Below are 19,074 nucleotides of genomic sequence, written 5' to 3'. Positions count from 1 at the left end.
GTTTCTCGGCAACGCGGTTTGGTCATTAAACAAAAGCGGGTGACGCAGGGCAATACCGAAGGCGAGTATACCGAAGTATGCAAACCAGATTGGGCCAGCTAGTGGCGCGGCCGATACAGTTCGCGCCAGGCGGGAAGCCGTTCGGCGTAGGCGTCGACCAGTGCAGCGTCGGGCTCGAATGTTTCGATGCGCTGCGGCCGCATGCATACGTCACCAATTGCCTCACCCGTGACAGCAAGCCGCCCCAATCTCGCCGCACCGAACGCGGCGCCGGTCTCGCCTCCGGCAAAGCGATGGACCGGAACATTCAGCACGTTCGCCAGCACCGCGAGCCAGAAGGCCGAGCGTGATCCACCGCCAATCACGTCGGCTTCCGCAATCCCGATGCCGGCATCCGCGAGCGCATCGCGGCAATCGGCAAGCGCGAAGGCAACGCCTTCGAGCACCGCCTGCACGATCGCCGCGCGATCGGTGCCATGGCTCAGACCATCCAGCATGCCGCGCACGACGGGATCGTCGTGCGGCGTCCGCTCGCCGGCCAGATAAGGCAGGAAGCTCACGGGCGACGGCGCCCGCGGTCGTGCTCCGAGCGGCGCCAGCAGTTCCGCCTCGGTGGCGCCGAACAGGCGCGCGAGCCAAGCGAGGCAGGAGGCGGCCGAGAGGATCGCGCCGGCCTGAATCCACATGCCGGGAATGGCGTGGCAGAACGTGTGCACGACGCGGTCGGGATTGGCGGCGATCCTGTCGGTCGGGGCCATGAGGGCACCCGAGGTTCCCAGGGAGACGAATGCCGCTCCCGGCCGGACTGCGCCGATACCGACGGCGCCCGCGGGATTGTCGCCGGCACCGCCCGCGATCACCGGCTGCCTGACCATGCCCCAGCGGCGCGCGAGCTCGCTGCGCAGCGTGGTTGCGGGCGCGCATCCCTCGACCAGGCGCGGCATGTGCGCGCGTGACAAGCCGGTCGCTTCGAGTGCTGCGTCCGACCAATCGCGGCGCGCCGCGTCGAGCCACAGCGATCCCGAAGCATCCGAGACATCCTCGACGGCCTCGCCCGATAGCACCAGGCGCAGATAGGCCTTTGGCAGCAGAACGAGCTTCGTCGCCGCGAAGATCTCGGGCTCGTGCGCGGCGATCCAGAGCAGTTTTGGCGCGGTGAAGCCCGGCATCGCCTTGTTGCCCGTCACCGCGCGCAAGGCGGGCCAGCGTTGCTCCAGGATACGGCACTCGTTGGCCGATCGTCCGTCGTTCCAGAGAATGCAGGGCCGCAGCGGCCTCGAGCTCTTATCGAGCAGCGTGGCGCCATGCATCTGGCCGGACAGTCCAATGCCTGCGACCACCCCCAACGCATCGGCGTGCGACGCCTTGAGGGCATCCAGCGTGGCAAAGGTCGCATCGATCCACTGCGCCGGATCCTGCTCGGAATAGCCCGATTGCGGCGAGACGGTCGCGAGCGCCCGGCTCTCGCTTGCGATCACGCGCTGGGCATCGTCGACGAGAACCGTCTTGACCGCCGACGTGCCGAGATCGATGCCGAGATACATGAATGCTTCCCGCTCACTTCGCTGCGTCGATCCAGATCCCCGGTTCCGAATGCTCCCGGATGTAGCTCACGAGGAAATCGGAGAACACCCTGATCTTGGCGGGCAGCCTGACCCGATTTTGATAGGCGATGTTCATGGTGAGCAACGGCAGCTGCCAATCCCTCAGGACGGGCACCAGCCGGCCGGCCGCGATATCGCCCTGCACGATATAGAGCGGCTGGATCAGGATGCCGAGCCCCGCGCGCGCTGCACCGCAGATGATCTGGCCGTCATTGCTGTCGAGCGTCGGCGCGATCCGGATCGTCTGCGTCGTGCTGCCCTGGCTCAGCCGCAGCGAGTAGGGATCATTGGCGAGATTGTAGATCAGCATGTTGTGGCGGGCGAGATCGGAGGGATGCTCCGGCCGGCCGTGCTTCTCCAGATAGGACGGAGCCGCCGCAAGCACGCGGTGCATCTGGCCGATGCGGCGGACGATGATGTTGGAATCCGGCTCGTGCTCCCGGGTCCGGATCGCAACGTCGATGCCGGCTTCGATGAAGTCGGGGTAGCGGTTTGCGCTGATGATCTGCACGCTGAGATTGGGATAGAGCGCGCGGAAGGCGGGCAGCATCGGCGCGAGATAGATCATCGCGAAGGACAGCGAAGACGTCACGCGCAACATGCCCTTCGGCGACAGCGCGCGGTCGGAGACGGCGTCCTCGGCTTCGGCGAGCTCGTTCAGGAGCGTGCTGCAACGCTGCAAGAGCTCCTGCCCGGCTTCGGTCAGCCATTGCCGGCGCGTGTTGCGCTCGATCAGCCGGACCGCCAGCCGCTCCTCCAGCGCACTGAGATGGCGGCTCGCGGCCGCGTTCGACATCCGCAGGATTTCGGCGGCCTTGGAAAGACTGCCGAGCTCAGCGGTTTTGGAGAAGACCTCGAGTTGAAGCAGCCGGTCCATTTTTGCGAAAAGAGGAAAAGAGACTTACAAATTTTGACCTTTATTTCCGTTTTCTGCAAGGCAAAATGGCGCCAACAAAGCACCATTGCAGGCGAGGAAATCAGGAAATGTCGGGCCCGATCAGGCACATCGTGATGTGGCGGCTGCGCGGGGAGAGCCCCGAGGAGCGCTCCGCCGCCCGGCTCAAGGTCAAGACCCTGTTCGAGGGCCTCAAGGGCCGGATCGACGGCCTCACCCATATCGAAGTCGGCATGGACGTCAGCGCGGTCGATTACGCCTGCGACGTGGTGCTGTTCTCCGAATTCACCGACCAGGCGGCGCTGGCCGCCTACGCCAACCACCCGGAACATCTGCGGGTGCGCGAGGCGCTGGGCGACTTGCGGATCGGGCGCTTCCAGGTCGATTATCCCATCAAAGAGACCGGCGCATGATCGGTTCGTTCACATTCGAAAACCTGCCTTGCCGCGTCGTGTTCGGCAGCGGAACGTTGGCTAGCGCCAAGGCCGAGGTCGAGCGGCTCGGCGGCGAGCGTGCGCTGGTGCTGACGACGCCGCAGCAGGAGGCGCAGGGCAAGAGCTTGGGGGCCGCGCTCGGTCCGCTCTATGCCGGCATCTTTCCCGGCGCCACCATGCACACGCCGGTCGAGGTCACGGAACGCGCGCTCGCGGCGATGAAGGCATGCGAGGCCGATTGCGTCGTCTCGCTGGGCGGCGGCTCGACCACCGGACTCGGCAAGGCGCTGGCCTTGCGCACCGGTGTCAACCAGCTCTGCATCCCCACCACCTATGCCGGCTCGGAGATGACGCCGATCGTCGGCCAGACCGAGAACGGGCTGAAGACCACGGTGCGCGATGCGGCGATCCTGCCGGAGACCGTGATCTACGACGTCGACCTGACGCTGACGCTGCCGGCGGGTCTCGCCGCAACATCAGGCATCAACGCCATCGCGCATGCGGTGGAGGCACTCTACGCGCGCGATGCCAATCCCGTGACGTCGCTGATGGCGGAAGAAGGCATCCGCGCGTTGGCGCGTGCCCTGCCCGCCATTGCCGCCAAAAGCGACGACCGCGAAGCCCGCACCGAAGCCCTTTATGGCGCCTGGCTGTGCGGCGTCTGCCTCGGCACCGTCGGCATGGCGCTGCATCACAAGCTCTGCCACACGCTCGGCGGCACGTTCGACCTGCCGCACGCCGAAACGCATACCATCGTGCTGCCGCACGCGCTGGCCTACAACGCCCCGGCCGTGCCCGATGCGATGGCGCGCATCTCGCGCGCAATCGGTGCGGCTGATGCATCGCAGGGACTTTACGATCTCGCCAAGGGGCTTGGTGCGAAGCTGGCGCTACGCGATGTCGGCATGCCCGAGAGCGGAATCGACAAGGCCGCCGATCTCGCCGTCACCAATGCCTATTGGAACCCGCGCCCGCTCGAGCGTGGCGCCATTCGCGACTTGATTGCGCGCGCCTTCGCCGGCGAGCCGCCAAGCGCCGTCAAAGCGGCGGCGTAAGGCAATGCGGCGCACGCTGATCAGATCGGCCATTGTCATCAGCATGGATGACGCGATCGGCGATCTCTTGACCGGCGATGTGCTGGTCGAGGGCGGCCGGATCGCCGATGTGCGCCCGTCGATCGACGTTGGAGCCGACACGGAGGTCGTCGATGGCAGGGGGCGCATCGTCATTCCCGGCCTGATCAACGCGCATATGCACACCTGGCAGACGGGCTTGCGCGGCTTTGCCGCGAACTGGACTCTGCTGGAATATTTCCGCCGCATGCATGCCGGGCTCGCCACCGTGTTCCGGCCCGACGACATCTACATCGCGACCCTCGTCGGCGCGCTGAACCAGATCAATCACGGCGTCACCACGCTGGTCGACTGGTGCCACAACAACCCGACGCCCGATCATACCGACGCCGGCCTGCGCGGCCTGATCGAAAGCGGCATCCGCGCCGTGTTCTTCCACGGCTCGCCCAAACCGGAGCCGAAACCGGGCGAGCCGCATTTCTCGGAAGTGCCGCATCCGCGCCGCGAGGTCGAGCGGCTGCTGGCGGGCCCCCTCGCCGACCGCGACGGCCTCGTCACGCTCGGGCTCGCCATTCTCGGCCCGCATTATTCGACGCTCGACGTCGCCATGCACGATTTCCGCCTGGCGCGGGAGCTGAACCTGATCGCCTCGATGCATCAGGGCGGCGGTCCGGCCAAGACGCCTGGCGGCTGGGAGAAGCTGCTCGAGGCCAGCCTCGTCGGCCCCGGCATCAATATCGTCCATGGCAACGATCTGCCGGATGATCTGCTCGATCGTCTCGTCGATCTCGGTGTGTCCTTCTCGGTCACGCCCGAGAACGAGATGATCCAGGGCCATGGCTTTCCGATCACCGGACGCCTTCTGAAGCGCGGCGTGCGGCCGACGATGGGCATTGATCTGGAATCCGTGCTGGCAGGCGATCTGCTCTCCGCCGCGCGCGTTGCGCTGTCGATGCAGCGCGCGCTCGACAATTCCGAGTCGCGCAAGACCAGCGGCACGATCCCGGCAACGACCACGATTCCGATCCGGGAAGCGCTGCGCTGGATCACGACGGAAGGCGCCCGCATGCTCGGCCGCGAGCACCAGATCGGCTCGCTGACGCCGGGCAAGCTCGCCGACCTCGTGATCATCAACGCCTCCGATCTCAATCTCCATCCGGTGCACGATCCCGTCGCGACCGTCGTGATGCAGACGAGCCTCGCCAACATCGAGTCCGTCATGATCGGCGGCGCCTGGAAGAAGCGGAACGGCCGGCTGCTGGTCGAGGGGCTGGAGACGAAGAAGGAGCTGCTGGCGCAATCCGGCCGGCGGCTGGTGCAAGACATCGAACGACAGGGACGCGCCGCCTGAAGGCGCCAATGGACAAGAACAATGACTGACGCTCTGAAAACAGTTGCTTTCATCGGGATCGGCAAGATGGGCCTGCCGATGTCGGTGCTCGTCGCCAAAGCCGGCTACACCGTCACCGCGTTCGACCAGAGCGCGGCGCGCATCGACGAGGCACGCGCGCAGGGCATTGCGATCGCCGCCTCGCCGGCCGAGGCCGTGAGCGGCAAGGCCGCCGTGATCACCTCCCTGCCCGACGACGCCGCTTTGCGCGGCGCGTTGCTCGGCCCCGCCGGCCTGATCGCCGCGATGGGCCCCGGTGCCGTCTTGATCGAAACCAGCACCGTCAGCGTCGAAGCCTCGGCTGAGGTTGCGGCCGCCGCGCAGGCGCGCGGCATTGCCTATCTGCGCTCGCCGGTGTCCGGCAATGCCAGCATCGTTCACACCGGCGCGCTGACCTGTTTCGTGTCGGGACCGACGGACGCGTTCGAGCGCGCAACGCCGCTATTCGCAGCCTTCACCCGCGCCCAGACCTATCTCGGCCCCGCCGAGGAAGCGCGCTACGCAAAACTCTCGGTCAATCTGATGATCGCGGTGTCGGCGGCGATGATGGCGGAGAGCCTGGCGCTGGCGCGCAAGGGCGGCATCGCCTGGCAGGACATCCTGAAGGTGCTCGACGACAGCGCGGTGGCCTCACCCATGGTCAAGTACAAGACTGCGCCGCTGCGGACGCGCGACTTCGAGTCCACCTTCTCCTGTAAGCAGATGGCCAAGGATCTCGATCTGATCCTGGGCGCCGGCCACGCCGTCGGCGTGCCGCTGCAGCTCGCCGCGCAAGTGCGGGAGACCTATGGTTCGCTGGTCGCCCAGGGCGACGGCGATGCCGACTTCATTGCGACCGTCAAGCATCTCGAGCGGCTGTCCGGCCTCGGCGAGCCGAAGCTGTGATCAACGGAGACCGACATGCGTAACTTCAACGAGAACACGATCACGGACGCGGTGCTGGAGCGGATCGCGGGCGCGACCGATCCACGCATCAAGCAGGTCAGCGAGGCGCTGGTGCGTCACCTTCACGCGTTCGTCCGCGAGGTGCGGCCGACCCAGAAGGAGTGGGAATATGGCATCGACTTCCTGACCCGCACCGGGCACATGTGCAACGACAAGCGCCAGGAATTCATCCTGCTGTCGGACACGCTCGGCGTCTCCATGCTGGTCGACGCCATCAACCATCCGGTGCCCGAAGGCGCGACCGAGACCACGGTGCTCGGCCCGTTTTTCGTTCAGGCCGCGCCCGAGAAGGACAGCGGCGCTGACATCTCCGGGACTATGGAAGGCGATCCGATGCTGGTCACCGGCTCGGTCTCGACCGTGGACGGACAGCTGCTGGCCGGCGCCATCGTGGACGTCTGGCATTCCGACGACGACGGCTATTACGACGTGCAGCAGCTCGACAAGATCGGCGATCTCGCGATGCGCGCCCGCTTCCACACCGACGCCAACGGCCGCTTCCATTTCTGGTCGATCAAGCCGGCCGCCTACCCCATTCCGCATGACGGGCCGGTCGGCGAGATGCTGGAGGTGCAGGGACGCCATCCCTGGCGCCCGGCGCACGTGCACTTCATGATCTCAGCGCCCGGTTTCGAGCAACTGGTGACGCACGTCTTCGTTGCCGGCGACCAATATCTCGACAGCGACGTGGTGTTCGGCGTCAAGGACAGCCTGATCCGCGAATTCGTCCGTCATCCCGCCGGCCGTGCGCCGGATGGTCGCATGGTGGAGCGCGACTATTTTCATCTCAACTATGATTTCGGCCTGAAGCAGGTCGCAAGCAACGCAAGAGCCGCTTAAGCTCAACGACGGACCAACAAGAGTCCGGAAACAGGGACGGGAGCTGAGGATGGGACCGCGGGTCAGCACGGGCACATTGGCCGATCGCCTCACCGGCATGATCGGCCCGCGCGTGAGCGTCGCGCGCGGCGTGCTCGATCAGCACGGGCAGAGCGAGTCGCATTACCAGAACCTGCCGCCCGACATCGTGGTCTTCCCCGAGACCACGCAGGAGGTCGCCGAAATCGTCAAGCTCTGCGCGAGCGCGGGCATGCCGATTGTCCCGTTCGGCGCCGGGACCTCGCTCGAAGGCAATGCGGCCGCGGTCGCCGGCGGCGTCTGCTTCGACTTCGCACGCATGAACAAAGTGATCGCGGTGCACGACAGCGACATGGACGTCGTGGTGCAGCCCGGCATCACGCGCAAGCAGCTCAATGCGGAGCTGCGCAATACCGGCCTGTTCTTCCCGATCGATCCGGGCGCCGATGCTTCGATCGGCGGCATGACCTCGACGCGCGCCTCGGGCACGATGGCGGTGCGCTATGGCACCATGAAGGACAACGTCATGGCGCTCGAGGTGGTGCTCGCCGACGGGCGCATCATTCGCACCGCTAGGCGCGCGCGCAAATCGGCGGCCGGCTATGATTTGACGCGCATGTTCGTCGGCGCGGAAGGCACGCTTGGCGTGATCACCGATATCACGCTGAAAGTGCATCCGGTGCCGCAGGCGATCTCGGCCGCGGTCTGCAGCTTCGATACCCTGCACGACGCGGTCGACACCGCGATCTCCGTGATCCAGTCCGCAATCCCCGTGGCGCGCATCGAGCTGCTCGACGACGTCATGATGCGCGGCATCAACGCCTACGCCAAGCTCGGCTATCGCGAGGCGCCCACCCTTTTCTTCGAATTCCACGGCTCGGAGGCTTCGGTCGCCGAGCAGGCCGAGGCGGCACAGGCGATCGCCGCCGACAATGGCGGCCATGGCTTTGCCTGGGCCAAGGCGCCCGAAGACCGCAGCCGGCTCTGGCACGCCCGCGACAACACGCTCTATGCGGGCCTCGGCCTGCGGCCCGGCGCACGCGCGGTGATCACCGACGTCTGCGTGCCGATCTCACGGCTGGCGGAATGCCTGACCGAGACGCGGCGCGATGCGGACGCGCACGGTTTCACCGCACCGATCGTCGGCCATGTCGGTGACGGCAATTTCCACATGCTGATCCTGATCGACCCGACAAAGCCGGAGGAGGCCGAAGGCGCCAAGGCGCTGCAGGCCCGCATGGTCGCGCGCGCCATTGCCATGGACGGCACCTGCACCGGCGAGCACGGCATCGGGCTGGGCAAGATCGATTATCTCTCTGATGAGCTCGGCGAGGCCGTGGACGTGATGCGATCGATCAAGACGGCGCTCGATCCCGCCGGATTGATGAACCCCGGAAAGATCTTTGCTGGCGGAGCCAAAGCATGAGCGACGCGCTCCCGATCGAGGTCACCTCACCCACGCCGCTGCTGGAGCTGCGCGGCATCAGCAAGGAGTTTCCCGGCGTCAAGGCGCTGGATGACGTGTCCTTTGCCGTCTACCCCGGCGAAGTCCACATGCTGCTGGGCGAGAACGGTGCCGGCAAATCGAGCCTGATGAAGGTGCTGTGCGGCGCCTATCGCGCCGACGCCGGCGAGTTCTATTACAACGGCGAGCCGGTCGTGATCTCCTCGACCGCCGATGCGCAGAAGCTTGGCATTGCCGTGATCTTCCAGGAATTCTCACTGGTCCCCTATCTCGATATCGCCCAGAACATCTTCCTCGGCCGTGAGCCGAAGGGCCGCATCCCCGGCACCATCGACCGCCGCCAGATCCTCGCCGATGCCAAGCGCGTGCTCGACACGATCGGCTTCGACATCGATCCCTCCACCACCGTCGACAAGCTCGGCGTCGCGCAGCAGCAGATGGTCGAGATCGCCAAGGCGATCAGCCAGAACGCCCGCATCCTGGTCATGGACGAGCCGACCGCTGCGCTGTCCGACCGCGAGACCGAACTCTTGTTCGCACTCATCGCGCGGCTGAAGGCGGACGGCGTCTCCATCGTATACATCTCGCACCGTATGGCCGAAGTGTTCGCGCTCGGCGATCGCATCACCGTGCTGCGCGACGGTCGTCGCATCGACGGTGTCCGGCCCGCCGACGTCACGCCGGACCAGCTCGTGCGCATGATGGTCGGCCGTAACGTCGACATGACCTATCCGCGGAATTTCGCCGACAAGCCTGGCGAGCTGCTGCTCGAGGTCAAGGGCCTGACTGCGGCAACCGGCATTTCGGATATCAACATCGAGGTGCGCCGGGGCGAGATCGTCGGCCTGTGCGGGCTGGTCGGCTCCGGCCGCAGCGAGGTCGCGCGCGCGATCTTCGGCGCCGATCCCGTGACATCGGGCGAGATCATCTTCGACGGCAAGAGCATTTCCGGCGAGCCGGATCTCGCCGCCCGCCGCGGCATCGCGCTGATCCCGGAGAGCCGCAAGAGCGAAGGCCTCGCGCTGCTGCGATCCGTCAGCGACAATCTGGTGGTGTCGGCGCTGAGGAAGCTGTTCCCGAGCGGGCTGTTCGACCAACGCTCGGCCCAGCGTACCGCCGACGGCCTGATCCGACAGCTGCGCGTCGCGACACCGAGCGCACGCCAGACCGTCGGCCTGCTCTCGGGCGGCAACCAGCAGAAGGTCGTGATCGGAAAATGGCTCGCCGCCGGCTCGAAACTCTTCATCTTCGATGAGCCGACGCGCGGCATCGACATCGGCGCCAAGTCCGAGATCTTCGCGCTGATCGACCGCCTCGTCGCGGAAGGCGCGGCGGCGTTGATGATCTCGTCCGAGCAGGTCGAGATCTGCCATGTCTGCGATCGCGCCTATGTGATGCGCGAGGGGCGCATCGCCGGGCACCTGACACGCAACGAATTGACCGAGGAGAATATCGTGCGACTGGGGATGCATCATGCGTGAAGCCGCGGTCGTCGCGCAACCCAATCCGCTGCAACGCATTCCCGGCGTTGCCATCGTGCTGGTGCTGCTGATCGCGCTGTTCAGCGCGATCGCGCCCGGCTTCCTGTCGGTCGCCAACCTCTCCAACGTGCTGGTGCAGTCGACCATCCTGACCATGCTCGCGCTGCCGATGACGCTGATCATCATGACGGAGGGGCTGGACCTGTCGATGGGCGCGGTGTTGACGCTGACCTCGCTCTGCGTCGCGATCGTGTCGCTGGCGACCAAATCGATGCTGCTGGGCCTTGGCGCCGGCCTTCTGGTCGGCGCGTCCTTCGGCATCGCCAATGGCTGGCTGGTCGCGATCCTCGGCATCCCGCCTTTCGTCGCGACGCTGGGCACGCTCGGCATGGCGCAAGGCCTGTCGCTGATCGTCAGCGACGGCCAGAGCGTGGTCGGCATTCCCCACAGCGTGCGCGACATCTATTCGGCGACGCTGCTCGGCATTCCCGTGCCGATCGTGATGGCGCTGGTGACCTACGCTGCCTTTCACGGCCTGCTCTATCACACCCGCTTCGGCACCTATATCTTCGCCCTCGGCGGCAACCGCGAGGCGCTGCGCTATGCCGGCCTCTCGCCCAACAAGCTTCTAATCGCGGTCTATGCGATCGGCGGCGCCATGGCCGGCATCGCCGGCCTCTTGATGACCGCACGCATGAATTCCGGCCACCCCACCGCCGGTCTCGGGCTGGAGTTCGATGCCATCGCGGCCGTCGCTGTCGGCGGCACCTCGTTCGAGCGCGGCAATGGCTGGCTGCTTGGTACCCTGCTCGGGGTCCTCTCCGTCGGCGTGTTGCGCAACGGGCTGAACCTGATCTCGCTGCCGTCCTCGGTGCAGGTCGCCAGCGTCGGCGTGCTCGTCATCGTTGCCCTGTTCCTCGACGGCCTCAGGAGCCGCACATGACCGACATCACCAAGGGCGCCATCGCGCCGCCCCGCTCCTTCTTGTCGCAGGACGCGGTCCAGCTGTTCTATCGCCTGCTCGCGGCTTTCCTGATCTGCGCGGTGCTTGCCGTGCTCAGCGATTCCTTCCTCAGCCTCGGCAACATCCTCAATGTGCTGAGGCAGGCGAGCCTGACCTTCTTCATCGCCTCCGGCCTAACACTGGTGGTGCTGACCGCCGGCCTCGACCTCTCGGTAGGCGCCAATGTCGCGCTGTCCGCCTGCCTCGCCGGCACCGTGATCCACAAGACCGGCTCACCGGCGCTCGGCATCCTCACCGGGCTGGCCTGCGGCGGCATCGTTGGCCTGCTCAACGGCATCATGGTCACGGCGCTCCGCATCCCATCCTTCATCGCCACCTATGGCATGCTCTGGGTGCTGAATGGCCTCACCTATTGGTACATGGCGGGTGAGACCCTGCACGGCTTCCCGGCCGGCTTCCGCCAGATCGGCAGCGGCTATCTGTTCGGCCTGCCCATTCCGGTCTATCTGTTGCTGGTGTTCCTCGGGATCGGGACGTTCTTCGCACAGCGCACGATCTGGGGCCAGGAGATCTATGCGATCGGCGCCAATCCGGTCGCCGCAAGGCTCTCCGGCATTCCGGTCGCGCGGCGCCTGCTGCTGGTCTACGCGGTGTCAGGCACCATGGCGGGACTTGCCTCGATCATCTTCCTGTCGCGGCTCAATTCGGCCGAGGCCGACATCGGCGAGAGCCTGACGCTGCCGGCGATCGCGGCCGTGCTGATCGGCGGCACCTCGCTGTTCGGCGGCGTCGGCACCGTGTTCGGCACATTCATCGGCGCGCTGATCCTGACCCTGGTGCTGAACGGCATGAACCTGCTCTCGGTCAGCGCCAACTGGCAGCCGCTCGTCACCGGCGTCATCGTCATTCTCGCGGTCTGGCTCGACATGAAGACCCGCCGCCGCGCGCAATGAGTTCTAGCAATCCAACAAGCAAAATGAGGGATGGAGGCAACATGAAACAACAACTGGGCTATCTGGCGCTGCCGCTGCTGATGGCGGCCGCACTCACGACTGGGGCACGTGCCGACGGCGAGACCATCGCCGTCTTCACCAAGAACCAGACCAATCCGTTCTTCCAGACGGTGCGGGTCGGCGCCGACAACATGGCAAAGACGCTGAACGCGAAGACGCTGCAGTACATCCCGACCAAGCCGGACTCGATTCCCGAGCAGCTCAGCCAGATCGAGGACGTCGTGGTGAAGAAGCCGAGCGCGATCGTGTTCACGCCGGTCGATTACAAGGCGATGGTCCCGGGCGTCGAGAAGATCAACGAAGCCAAAATCCCGGTCGTCAACATCACCGACCGCTCTGCCGGCGGCAAGTTCCTGTCCTTCGTCGGCGCCGACGATTACAGCCTTGGGCTGGAGACCGCGCGCTTCCTGCTCAAGACGCTCGGCGGCAAGGGCAACATCGTCATCATCGAGGGCGTCAAGGGCTCGCTGACCAATGTCGACCGCGTGCGCGGCTTCAACGACGCGTTGAAGGAGGCGCCCGGCGCCAAGCTCTTGGCCTCGCAGCCCGGCAACTATCAGCGGCTCCAGGCGCTCCAGGTCATGGAGAATTTGATGCAGTCGAATTCGCAGATCGACGGCGTGCTCGCCGCCAACGACGCCATGGCGGTCGGCGCGATCGAGGCGCTCGACGGCGCCAACCGCAAGGCGCAGGTGATCGGCATCAACGGCACCAAGGAGGCGATCGACGCGATCAAGTCCGGCAAGCTGCTGGCGAGCGGCGACTACAACGGCTTTGCGCAAGGCTGCCTCGGCACCATGATGGCGATCCGGTCGCTGCGGAACCAGCCGGTCATCAGCGAGATCGTGCTGAAGCCGACGGTGATCACCAAGGACAATTACGGGCCTTTCGACGTGCCGTTGGAGCAGCGGACCTGTCCGACCTTCGAGGACGCCGGCAAGCTCAGCGCGAAGTAGACGACCCGATCACAACAAGCCCGGACGGCCGCAGCCCGCGGCCGTCCCAAAAAGCTAAGCAAGAACCGAAGCAAGAAACGGAGACACCATGCTGTTCGCCATTCACGCCGTCGACCGCGCCGGCGCGTTGTCGACCCGGCTCGCCAATTACGATGCCCATAAGGCCTTCCTCGGCGACACCTCGCGCTTCGGCGTCAAGATCGTGATGTCGGGACCGCTGGTCTCCGATGACGGCCAGACCATGATCGGCAGCCTGTTCCTGATCGAGGCTCCCGGCCGCGCCGAGGTCGAAGCCTTCAACCGTGCTGACCCTTTTGCCGCGGCCGGCATCTGGGAGAAGATCACGATCACCGGTTTCCTGCGCCGGCAGGGATGAGCCTCTACGGCGGCTCTTCGAGGTGACAGGCCACCCACTGCTCGGGTCCTATCGCGCGCAGCGCCGGCTCCTCGGTCCGGCAACGATCGAAGACGAAGGGACACCGGGTATGAAAGCGACACCCCTTCGGCGGGTTGATCGGGCTCGGCACGTCGCCCTTGAGGATGATGGGATTGCGCTGGGCTCCGGGCTCCGGCAGCGGCACGGCCGAAAGCAGCGCCTTGGTATAGGGGTGCCTCGGCGCGGCAAAGATCTCGCGACGTGGTGCCACCTCGACGATCTTGCCGAGATACATCACCGCCACGCGGTGGGTCATGTGCTCGACGATGGCGAGATCGTGGCTGATGAACAGCAGCGCGAGGCCGAACTCGCGCTGGAGATCCTGCAGCAGATTGACGATCTGCGCCTTGACTGAAACGTCGAGCGCGGAGACCGCCTCGTCGCAGACGATCAGCTCCGGCTCGGCCGCGAGCGCCCGCGCAATGCCGATGCGCTGACGCTGGCCGCCGGAGAATTCGTGCGGCCTGCGGTTCAGCGCCTCGCGCGGCAGGCGCACCGTGTCCATCAGCGACGTGACACGGACCTCGAGGTCCTCCGCGGATTTGGCGAGGCCGAAATTGCGGATCGGCTCGGCGAGAATGTCGCGCACGCGCATGCGCGGATTGAGGCTCGAGAACGGATCCTGGAACACCACCTGCACGCGGCGGCGCATCTGGCGCATCGTGCTCGGTGCGGCGTCGTCGATCCTCTGGCCGTCCAGGATGACCTGGCCCGAGGTGATCTCGAACAGCCGCAGGATGGCGCGGCCGACCGTCGACTTGCCGCAGCCGGACTCGCCGACCAGCGACAAGGTCTCGCCGCGCGCGATCTCGAACGACACGCCGTCGACCGCATAGACGAATTCGGTTTGCCGCCCGAAGAGGCCCTTGTTGATCGGAAAATGCTTCTTGAGGTCGTTGACCTGGAGCAGCGGAGGACTCATGCCGCAACAGCTCCCTTGGCAGCGTAGTGGCAGGCGGCGACGTGGCGCGGGCCCTTCTCTTCCAGTCCCGGCGCATATTGCCGGCAGAGGTCGGTCGCGAGCGCGCAGCGGCCGGCGAAGACGCAGCCCGTGATCGGCTTGCGAAGGTCGGGCACCTGCCCGGGAATCTCGGCGAGGCGGGTCGCGGTGCCCGCGAGCGAGGAGCCGAGCTTCGGCACCGCACCCAACAGCCCTTGCGTATAGGGATGGCGCGGCGAACGGAACAGCTCGGCCACCGGCGCCTCCTCGACCTTGCGGCCGGCATACATCACCATGACGCGCTCGGCGATCTCGGCGACGACGCCGAGATCGTGGGTGATCAGGATGATGGCGGCACCGACCCGGCGCTTCAGATCCAGCATCAGCTTCAGGATCTGCGCCTGGATCGTCACGTCGAGCGCGGTGGTCGGCTCGTCCGCAATCAGAAGCTTCGGATTGCAGGCCAGCGCCACCGCGATCATCACGCGCTGGCGCATGCCGCCGGACAACTGGTGCGGATATTCGCCGACGCGCCGTTTCGGCTCGGGAATGCCGACCAGGGTCAGCATCTCGACCGCGTGCGCCTCCGCCGCCTGCTTGTCGAGGCCCTGATGGATCATCAAGGTCTCGCGGATCTGGCGGCCGACGGTGAGCACCGGGTTGAGGCTCGTCATCGGTTCCTGAAAGATCATCGAGATGTCGTTGCCGCGGATCGCGCGCATCTCGCGGTCGGACAGCTTCAGGAGATCCCTGCCCGCGAAGCGGATGCTGCCTGCGATCCGGCCCGGCGGCTCCGGAATCAGCCGCATCAGTGACATCGACGTCACCGACTTGCCGCAGCCGGACTCGCCGACGATGGCGAGCGTCTCGCCCTCGTTGACATGGAAGGACACCCCGTCGACCGCGCGGTTGATGCCGCCGGGCGTGCGGAAATGGGTCTGGAGATTCTCGACTTCGAGCAATGCCATCGCAATCAGCCTCGATCCATCAGAGGCAACATCACAGACTCTTGGCCATGCGCGGGTCGAGCGCATCGCGAAGGCCGTCGCCGAGCAGATTCACGGCGAGCACGGTGACGGACAGGAACGCCGCCGGGAAGAACACGATGTAGGGCTTCACCTGCCAGAGCGCACGGCCCTCGGCCATGATGTTGCCCCAGGACGGGATGGTCGGCGGCGTGCCGGCGCCGATGAAGGACAGGATCGCCTCCGTGATCATGGCGCTGGCGCAGATATAGGTCGCCTGCACCAGCATCGGCGCAACGGTGTTGGGCAAGATATGGCGCAGGATGATCATCGGCGTGCGGGTGCCGCAGGCCACCGCCGCGTCCACATAGGGCTGTTCGCGCAAGGACAGCACGACGCTGCGGACGAGGCGCGAGACGCGCGGGATCTCGGCCACGGTGATCGCCAGGATGACGTTGCCGACGCTGCCGCGCGTCAGCGCCATCAGCGCGATCGCCAGCAGGATCGGCGGGATCGACATCAGCCCGTCCATGAACCGCATCAGGATGCCGTCGGCCCAGCGGATGAAGCCGGAGACCATGCCGATGGCAAGGCCGATCGCCGACGCGAAGATCGCGACCGACAGGCCGACCGTGAGCGAGACGCGTGCGCCGAACAGCACGCGCGAATAAATGTCGCGGCCGAGCACGTCGGTGCCGAACCAGAAATCGGCCGACGGCGCGCGGGTGCGCTTGGCGGGCGCAAGCGCGGTCGGGTCGACCGTGCCGAGGTAAGGCGCAAAGACCGCGATCAGCACCAGCGCCAGCAGCAGCGCGCCGCCGATCGCGACCGTCGGATGGCCGCGCAGCAGGCCGACGAAGCCGCGCCGTATCCTGACCGGCCGCAGGATCTCGGGCAGTTGCGGTGCGAGGACGAGGCCGGCCGGAAGCGATTGTGGATTGACGGTGGTGTCGGTCAATAGCGGATCCTCGGGTCAACGAGCGTGTAGACGACGTCGATCATCAGATTGACGAGGACGTAGACGAAGCTGAACAGCAGCACGATACCCTGGATCACCGGATAGTCGCGGCGCAGGATGGCATCGATGGTGAGGCGGCCGAGGCCGGGGATCGCGAACACGCTCTCGGTGACGACCGCACCGCCGATCAGGAGCGCGATGCCGATCCCGATCACGGTGACGATCGGCACCGCCGCGTTCTTCAGGGCGTGGATGAACAGGATGCCGCCCTGCCCGAGGCCCTTGGCCTTGGCGGTGCGGATATAGTCCTGCTGCAGCACTTCGAGCATGGCTGCCCGCGTGATGCGGGCGACCAGCGCGATATAGACGCAGCCGAGCGCGACCGCCGGCAGGATCAGGTTCTCGAGCCACGGCCAGAAGCCGGAGCTGAGCGGCGTGTAGCCCTGCACCGGCAGCCATTCCAGCTCCAGCGCGAAGATGTAGGCGAGCATGTAGCCGACCACGAAGACGGGCAGCGAGAATCCGAACACGGCAAAGCCCATGATGACGCGATCGATCAGGCTGCCGGCCTTCCATGCCGCCACCACGCCGAGCGGCACCGCCACCACGACCGTCAGCAGCAGCGTGACGATCATCAGCGACAGCGTCGGTCCGAGACGCTGCCCGATCATCGCCGAGACCGGCAGGTTGGTGAAGATCGAGGTGCCGAGATCGCCGTGCAGGATGCGCCAGACCCAGCTTCCGAACTGGACCAGGAAGGGCCGGTCGAGGCCGAGGCTCTGGCGGATGCGCTCCACATCCTCCGGGCTCGCCTGGTCGCCCGCGATCACCACGGCCGGATCACCGGGCGCGATGTAGAGCAGGCTGAACACGAACAGCGCGACGATGGCCATGACTGGCAAGGTCGCGACGATGCGACGGAGGATGTAGGAGAGCATCTGGCCTCAGCGCACGATCATGCAGTCTTCGACACGCCCCAGAAGAACGGCAGCGGCCCCTTGGTGACGCCGGAGACGTTCTTGCGCCAGGCGGTGTAGCTCAGGAAGAAGCCCGTGGGCGCGTAGACCACGTCGTCGAGCGCCGCCTTGTTGAGGCGACCGATGGCAGCCTTCTCCTCGTCGAGGCTCTTGGCCTCGAACCAGGACGCAACCTCCTTCTCGGTGCCGGGGCTGTTCGGCCAGCCGAACCAGGCCTTGTCGCCGTTGGCGCGGATGGCGGTGTAGGGAGCCGGATTGATGCAGTCCGCGCCGGCATGCCAGGTGTGGAACATGTTCCAGCCGCCCTGTCCCGGCGGCGTCTTCTGCGCGCGACGGGAGCCGACCGTGCCCCAATCGGTGGCGACGAAATCGACATTCATGCCGAGCTTCTTGAGCAGGTCCGCGGTGACGTCACCCATTGCCTTGGTGATCGGCTGATCCTGCGCCACGATGCAGGTCACCGGCTGGCCGGAATAGCCGCTCTCGGCGAGCAGCTTCTTGGCCGCATCGAAATCGCGCTTGCCCTTCAGGATCTCGCCACCGACTTCGCTGTAGAGCGGCGTCTCCGGCGTGAAGAAGCCGGGCAGCGGCTTCCAGAGCGCGGTGTCGTCGCCGACGATCGCGCGCATATAGTCTTCCTGGCTGAGCGCCATCAGCACGGCACGCCGCGCCCGCACGTCGTTGAACGGCGCGAACAGATGGTTCATCCGGAACGAGCCGATATTGCCCAGCGGATCGCCGATGTCGACGCTGATGTTCTTGTTCTTCTTCAGGACAGGCACGAGGTCGGCAATCGGGTTTTCCCACCAATCGACCTCGCCGTTCTGCAAGGCAGCGGCGGCCGTGGCCGGATCCGGCATCACGATCCATTCGATGCGATCGAGCTGCATCTGCTTGCCGCCCGCGAGCCAGGACGCCTTCTCCTGCCGCGGCACGTAGTCCGCAAATTTCTCGAACACCGCCTTCGCGCCCGGCACCCATTCGCCCTTGACGAACTTCATCGGCCCGGAACCGACATAGTCGGTGATCTGCTTGAACGGATCGGTCTGCGCGATGCGCTCCGGCATGATGAAGCCGCAAGGCGAGTTGTTCTTGGCCAGCGCGTAGAGCATCTTCGGAAAGGGCTGCTTGAGCACCCATTTGAATGTGCGATCGTCGACAGCGGTCAGCTCCTGCTGCAGCGCCTTGATCATCAGACCCATCGGATCGCGCGCCGACCAGCGCGTCAGGCTTGCCACGACGTCCTTGCTGAGCACCGGCTCGCCATCGTGGAACTTGAGCCCGGAGCGCAGCTTGAACGTCCAGGTCGTGCCGTCGTCGGTCACCTCCTCGGACTCGACCATCTGGCGTTGCGGCTTCAGCGAGGAATCGATGCCGTAGAGCGTGTCCCAGACCATCGCGGCGGCATTGCGCACGACATATTGCGTGCCCCAGATCGGGTCGAAATTGGCGAGATTGGCCTGCGGCACGAAACGCAGGGTGCGGGCCGCGGCGCCCTGGGCGATCGCCGGGGCCGACAGGCCGCCCGTCAATGCCAGACCGCCCGCGCCCGCCAACCCCTTCAATACCGTCCTGCGATCCATGAAGTCCTCCCAGTAATGCCGTGATGCCAGCTGTTCATTGGCAAAGGGCAAGTGAAACCGAGCCCATTTGCAAGCAAATGGTATGCCACTAAATGCGCCATCGCCAGTGGGATCTCACCGCCATTTGGGCTGATCCC

18 protein-coding genes are annotated in these 19,074 nt (G+C 65.9%); 11 read left to right on the top strand and 7 right to left on the bottom strand.

Going from position 1 to position 19,074, the window contains the following annotated elements:
* Positions 1-98: 98 nt before the first annotated feature.
* Positions 99-1,544 carry a xylulokinase gene (gene xylB / locus XI05_RS38370; protein ID WP_271511555.1) on the bottom strand — a complete coding sequence of 482 codons (1,446 nt, stop codon included), beginning with the start codon at positions 1,542-1,544 and terminating at the stop codon, positions 99-101.
* 13 nt (positions 1,545-1,557) lie between these two features.
* Positions 1,558-2,481, bottom strand: coding sequence for a LysR family transcriptional regulator (locus XI05_RS38365; protein WP_271511553.1), 924 nt, complete (start codon positions 2,479-2,481; stop codon positions 1,558-1,560).
* A gap of 107 nt (positions 2,482-2,588) precedes the next feature.
* On the opposite strand from XI05_RS38365, the gene XI05_RS38360 reads away from it, so the two are divergent.
* The 11 genes from XI05_RS38360 to XI05_RS38310 all read left to right on the top strand — a co-directional run bounded on the left by XI05_RS38360 (position 2,589) and on the right by XI05_RS38310 (position 13,454).
* The gene (locus XI05_RS38360; RefSeq protein WP_036005173.1) at positions 2,589-2,912 is read left to right on the top strand and encodes a Dabb family protein; all 324 of its coding nucleotides are present in this window, start codon (positions 2,589-2,591) and stop codon (positions 2,910-2,912) included.
* The gene (locus tag XI05_RS38355) at positions 2,909-3,988 is read left to right on the top strand and encodes a maleylacetate reductase (protein ID WP_271511548.1); all 1,080 of its coding nucleotides are present in this window, start codon (positions 2,909-2,911) and stop codon (positions 3,986-3,988) included. The genes XI05_RS38360 and XI05_RS38355 overlap by 4 nt, the downstream gene beginning before the upstream one ends.
* Positions 3,989-3,992: 4 nt before the next feature.
* Positions 3,993-5,357, top strand: a complete 1,365-nt coding sequence (locus XI05_RS38350; RefSeq protein ID WP_271511545.1) for an amidohydrolase family protein — start codon at positions 3,993-3,995, stop codon at positions 5,355-5,357.
* 21 nt (positions 5,358-5,378) lie between these two features.
* Positions 5,379-6,281: an NAD(P)-dependent oxidoreductase gene (locus XI05_RS38345; RefSeq protein ID WP_271511542.1), complete on the top strand. Its 903-nt coding sequence runs from the start codon at positions 5,379-5,381 to the stop codon at positions 6,279-6,281.
* A 15-nt stretch (positions 6,282-6,296) separates the two neighbouring features.
* Positions 6,297-7,181 (top strand): intradiol ring-cleavage dioxygenase, encoded by an 885-nt coding sequence (locus XI05_RS38340; RefSeq protein WP_271511539.1) that lies wholly within the window; start codon positions 6,297-6,299, stop codon positions 7,179-7,181.
* A gap of 49 nt (positions 7,182-7,230) precedes the next feature.
* Entirely contained in the window at positions 7,231-8,625 is a 1,395-nt protein-coding gene (locus XI05_RS38335) for an FAD-linked oxidase C-terminal domain-containing protein (protein ID WP_271511536.1), read from the top strand.
* Complete coding sequence (locus tag XI05_RS38330; RefSeq protein WP_271511534.1) at positions 8,622-10,145, top strand: sugar ABC transporter ATP-binding protein; 1,524 nt, start codon at positions 8,622-8,624, stop codon at positions 10,143-10,145. Before XI05_RS38335 ends, XI05_RS38330 begins: the two co-directional genes overlap by 4 nt.
* Positions 10,138-11,088, top strand: a complete 951-nt coding sequence (locus XI05_RS38325; RefSeq protein WP_271511531.1) for an ABC transporter permease — start codon at positions 10,138-10,140, stop codon at positions 11,086-11,088. Before XI05_RS38330 ends, XI05_RS38325 begins: the two co-directional genes overlap by 8 nt.
* Positions 11,085-12,062 (top strand): ABC transporter permease, encoded by a 978-nt coding sequence (locus XI05_RS38320; protein ID WP_271511528.1) that lies wholly within the window; start codon positions 11,085-11,087, stop codon positions 12,060-12,062. Before XI05_RS38325 ends, XI05_RS38320 begins: the two co-directional genes overlap by 4 nt.
* Before the next feature lie 41 nt (positions 12,063-12,103).
* Complete coding sequence (locus XI05_RS38315; protein ID WP_271511525.1) at positions 12,104-13,078, top strand: sugar ABC transporter substrate-binding protein; 975 nt, start codon at positions 12,104-12,106, stop codon at positions 13,076-13,078.
* Positions 13,079-13,166: 88 nt separating this feature from the next.
* On the top strand, positions 13,167-13,454 hold the full coding sequence (locus XI05_RS38310) for a YciI family protein (protein ID WP_271511520.1): 288 nt from the start codon (positions 13,167-13,169) through the stop codon (positions 13,452-13,454).
* 4 nt (positions 13,455-13,458) lie between these two features.
* On the opposite strand, the gene XI05_RS38305 is transcribed toward XI05_RS38310, so the two are convergent.
* The 5 genes from XI05_RS38305 to XI05_RS38285 are packed head-to-tail and all read right to left on the bottom strand — an operon-like array spanning position 13,459 to position 18,937.
* Positions 13,459-14,436, bottom strand: a complete 978-nt coding sequence (locus tag XI05_RS38305; RefSeq protein ID WP_271511516.1) for an ABC transporter ATP-binding protein — start codon at positions 14,434-14,436, stop codon at positions 13,459-13,461.
* Positions 14,433-15,422, bottom strand: coding sequence for an ABC transporter ATP-binding protein (locus XI05_RS38300; protein WP_172784408.1), 990 nt, complete (start codon positions 15,420-15,422; stop codon positions 14,433-14,435). The genes XI05_RS38305 and XI05_RS38300 overlap by 4 nt, the downstream gene beginning before the upstream one ends.
* Positions 15,423-15,453: 31 nt before the next feature.
* Positions 15,454-16,377, bottom strand: a complete 924-nt coding sequence (locus tag XI05_RS38295; protein WP_271511513.1) for an ABC transporter permease — start codon at positions 16,375-16,377, stop codon at positions 15,454-15,456.
* Complete coding sequence (locus XI05_RS38290; RefSeq protein WP_172784406.1) at positions 16,374-17,315, bottom strand: ABC transporter permease; 942 nt, start codon at positions 17,313-17,315, stop codon at positions 16,374-16,376. The genes XI05_RS38295 and XI05_RS38290 overlap by 4 nt, the downstream gene beginning before the upstream one ends.
* A 17-nt stretch (positions 17,316-17,332) precedes the next feature.
* Positions 17,333-18,937, bottom strand: a complete 1,605-nt coding sequence (locus XI05_RS38285) for an ABC transporter substrate-binding protein (protein ID WP_271511506.1) — start codon at positions 18,935-18,937, stop codon at positions 17,333-17,335.
* Positions 18,938-19,074 lie beyond the last annotated feature (137 nt).

It is taken from the genome of Bradyrhizobium sp. CCBAU 11357 (genome assembly GCF_028128865.1).
GTDB lineage: Bacteria > Pseudomonadota > Alphaproteobacteria > Rhizobiales > Xanthobacteraceae > Bradyrhizobium.
This window is presented reverse-complemented; position numbering and strand designations above follow the sequence as displayed.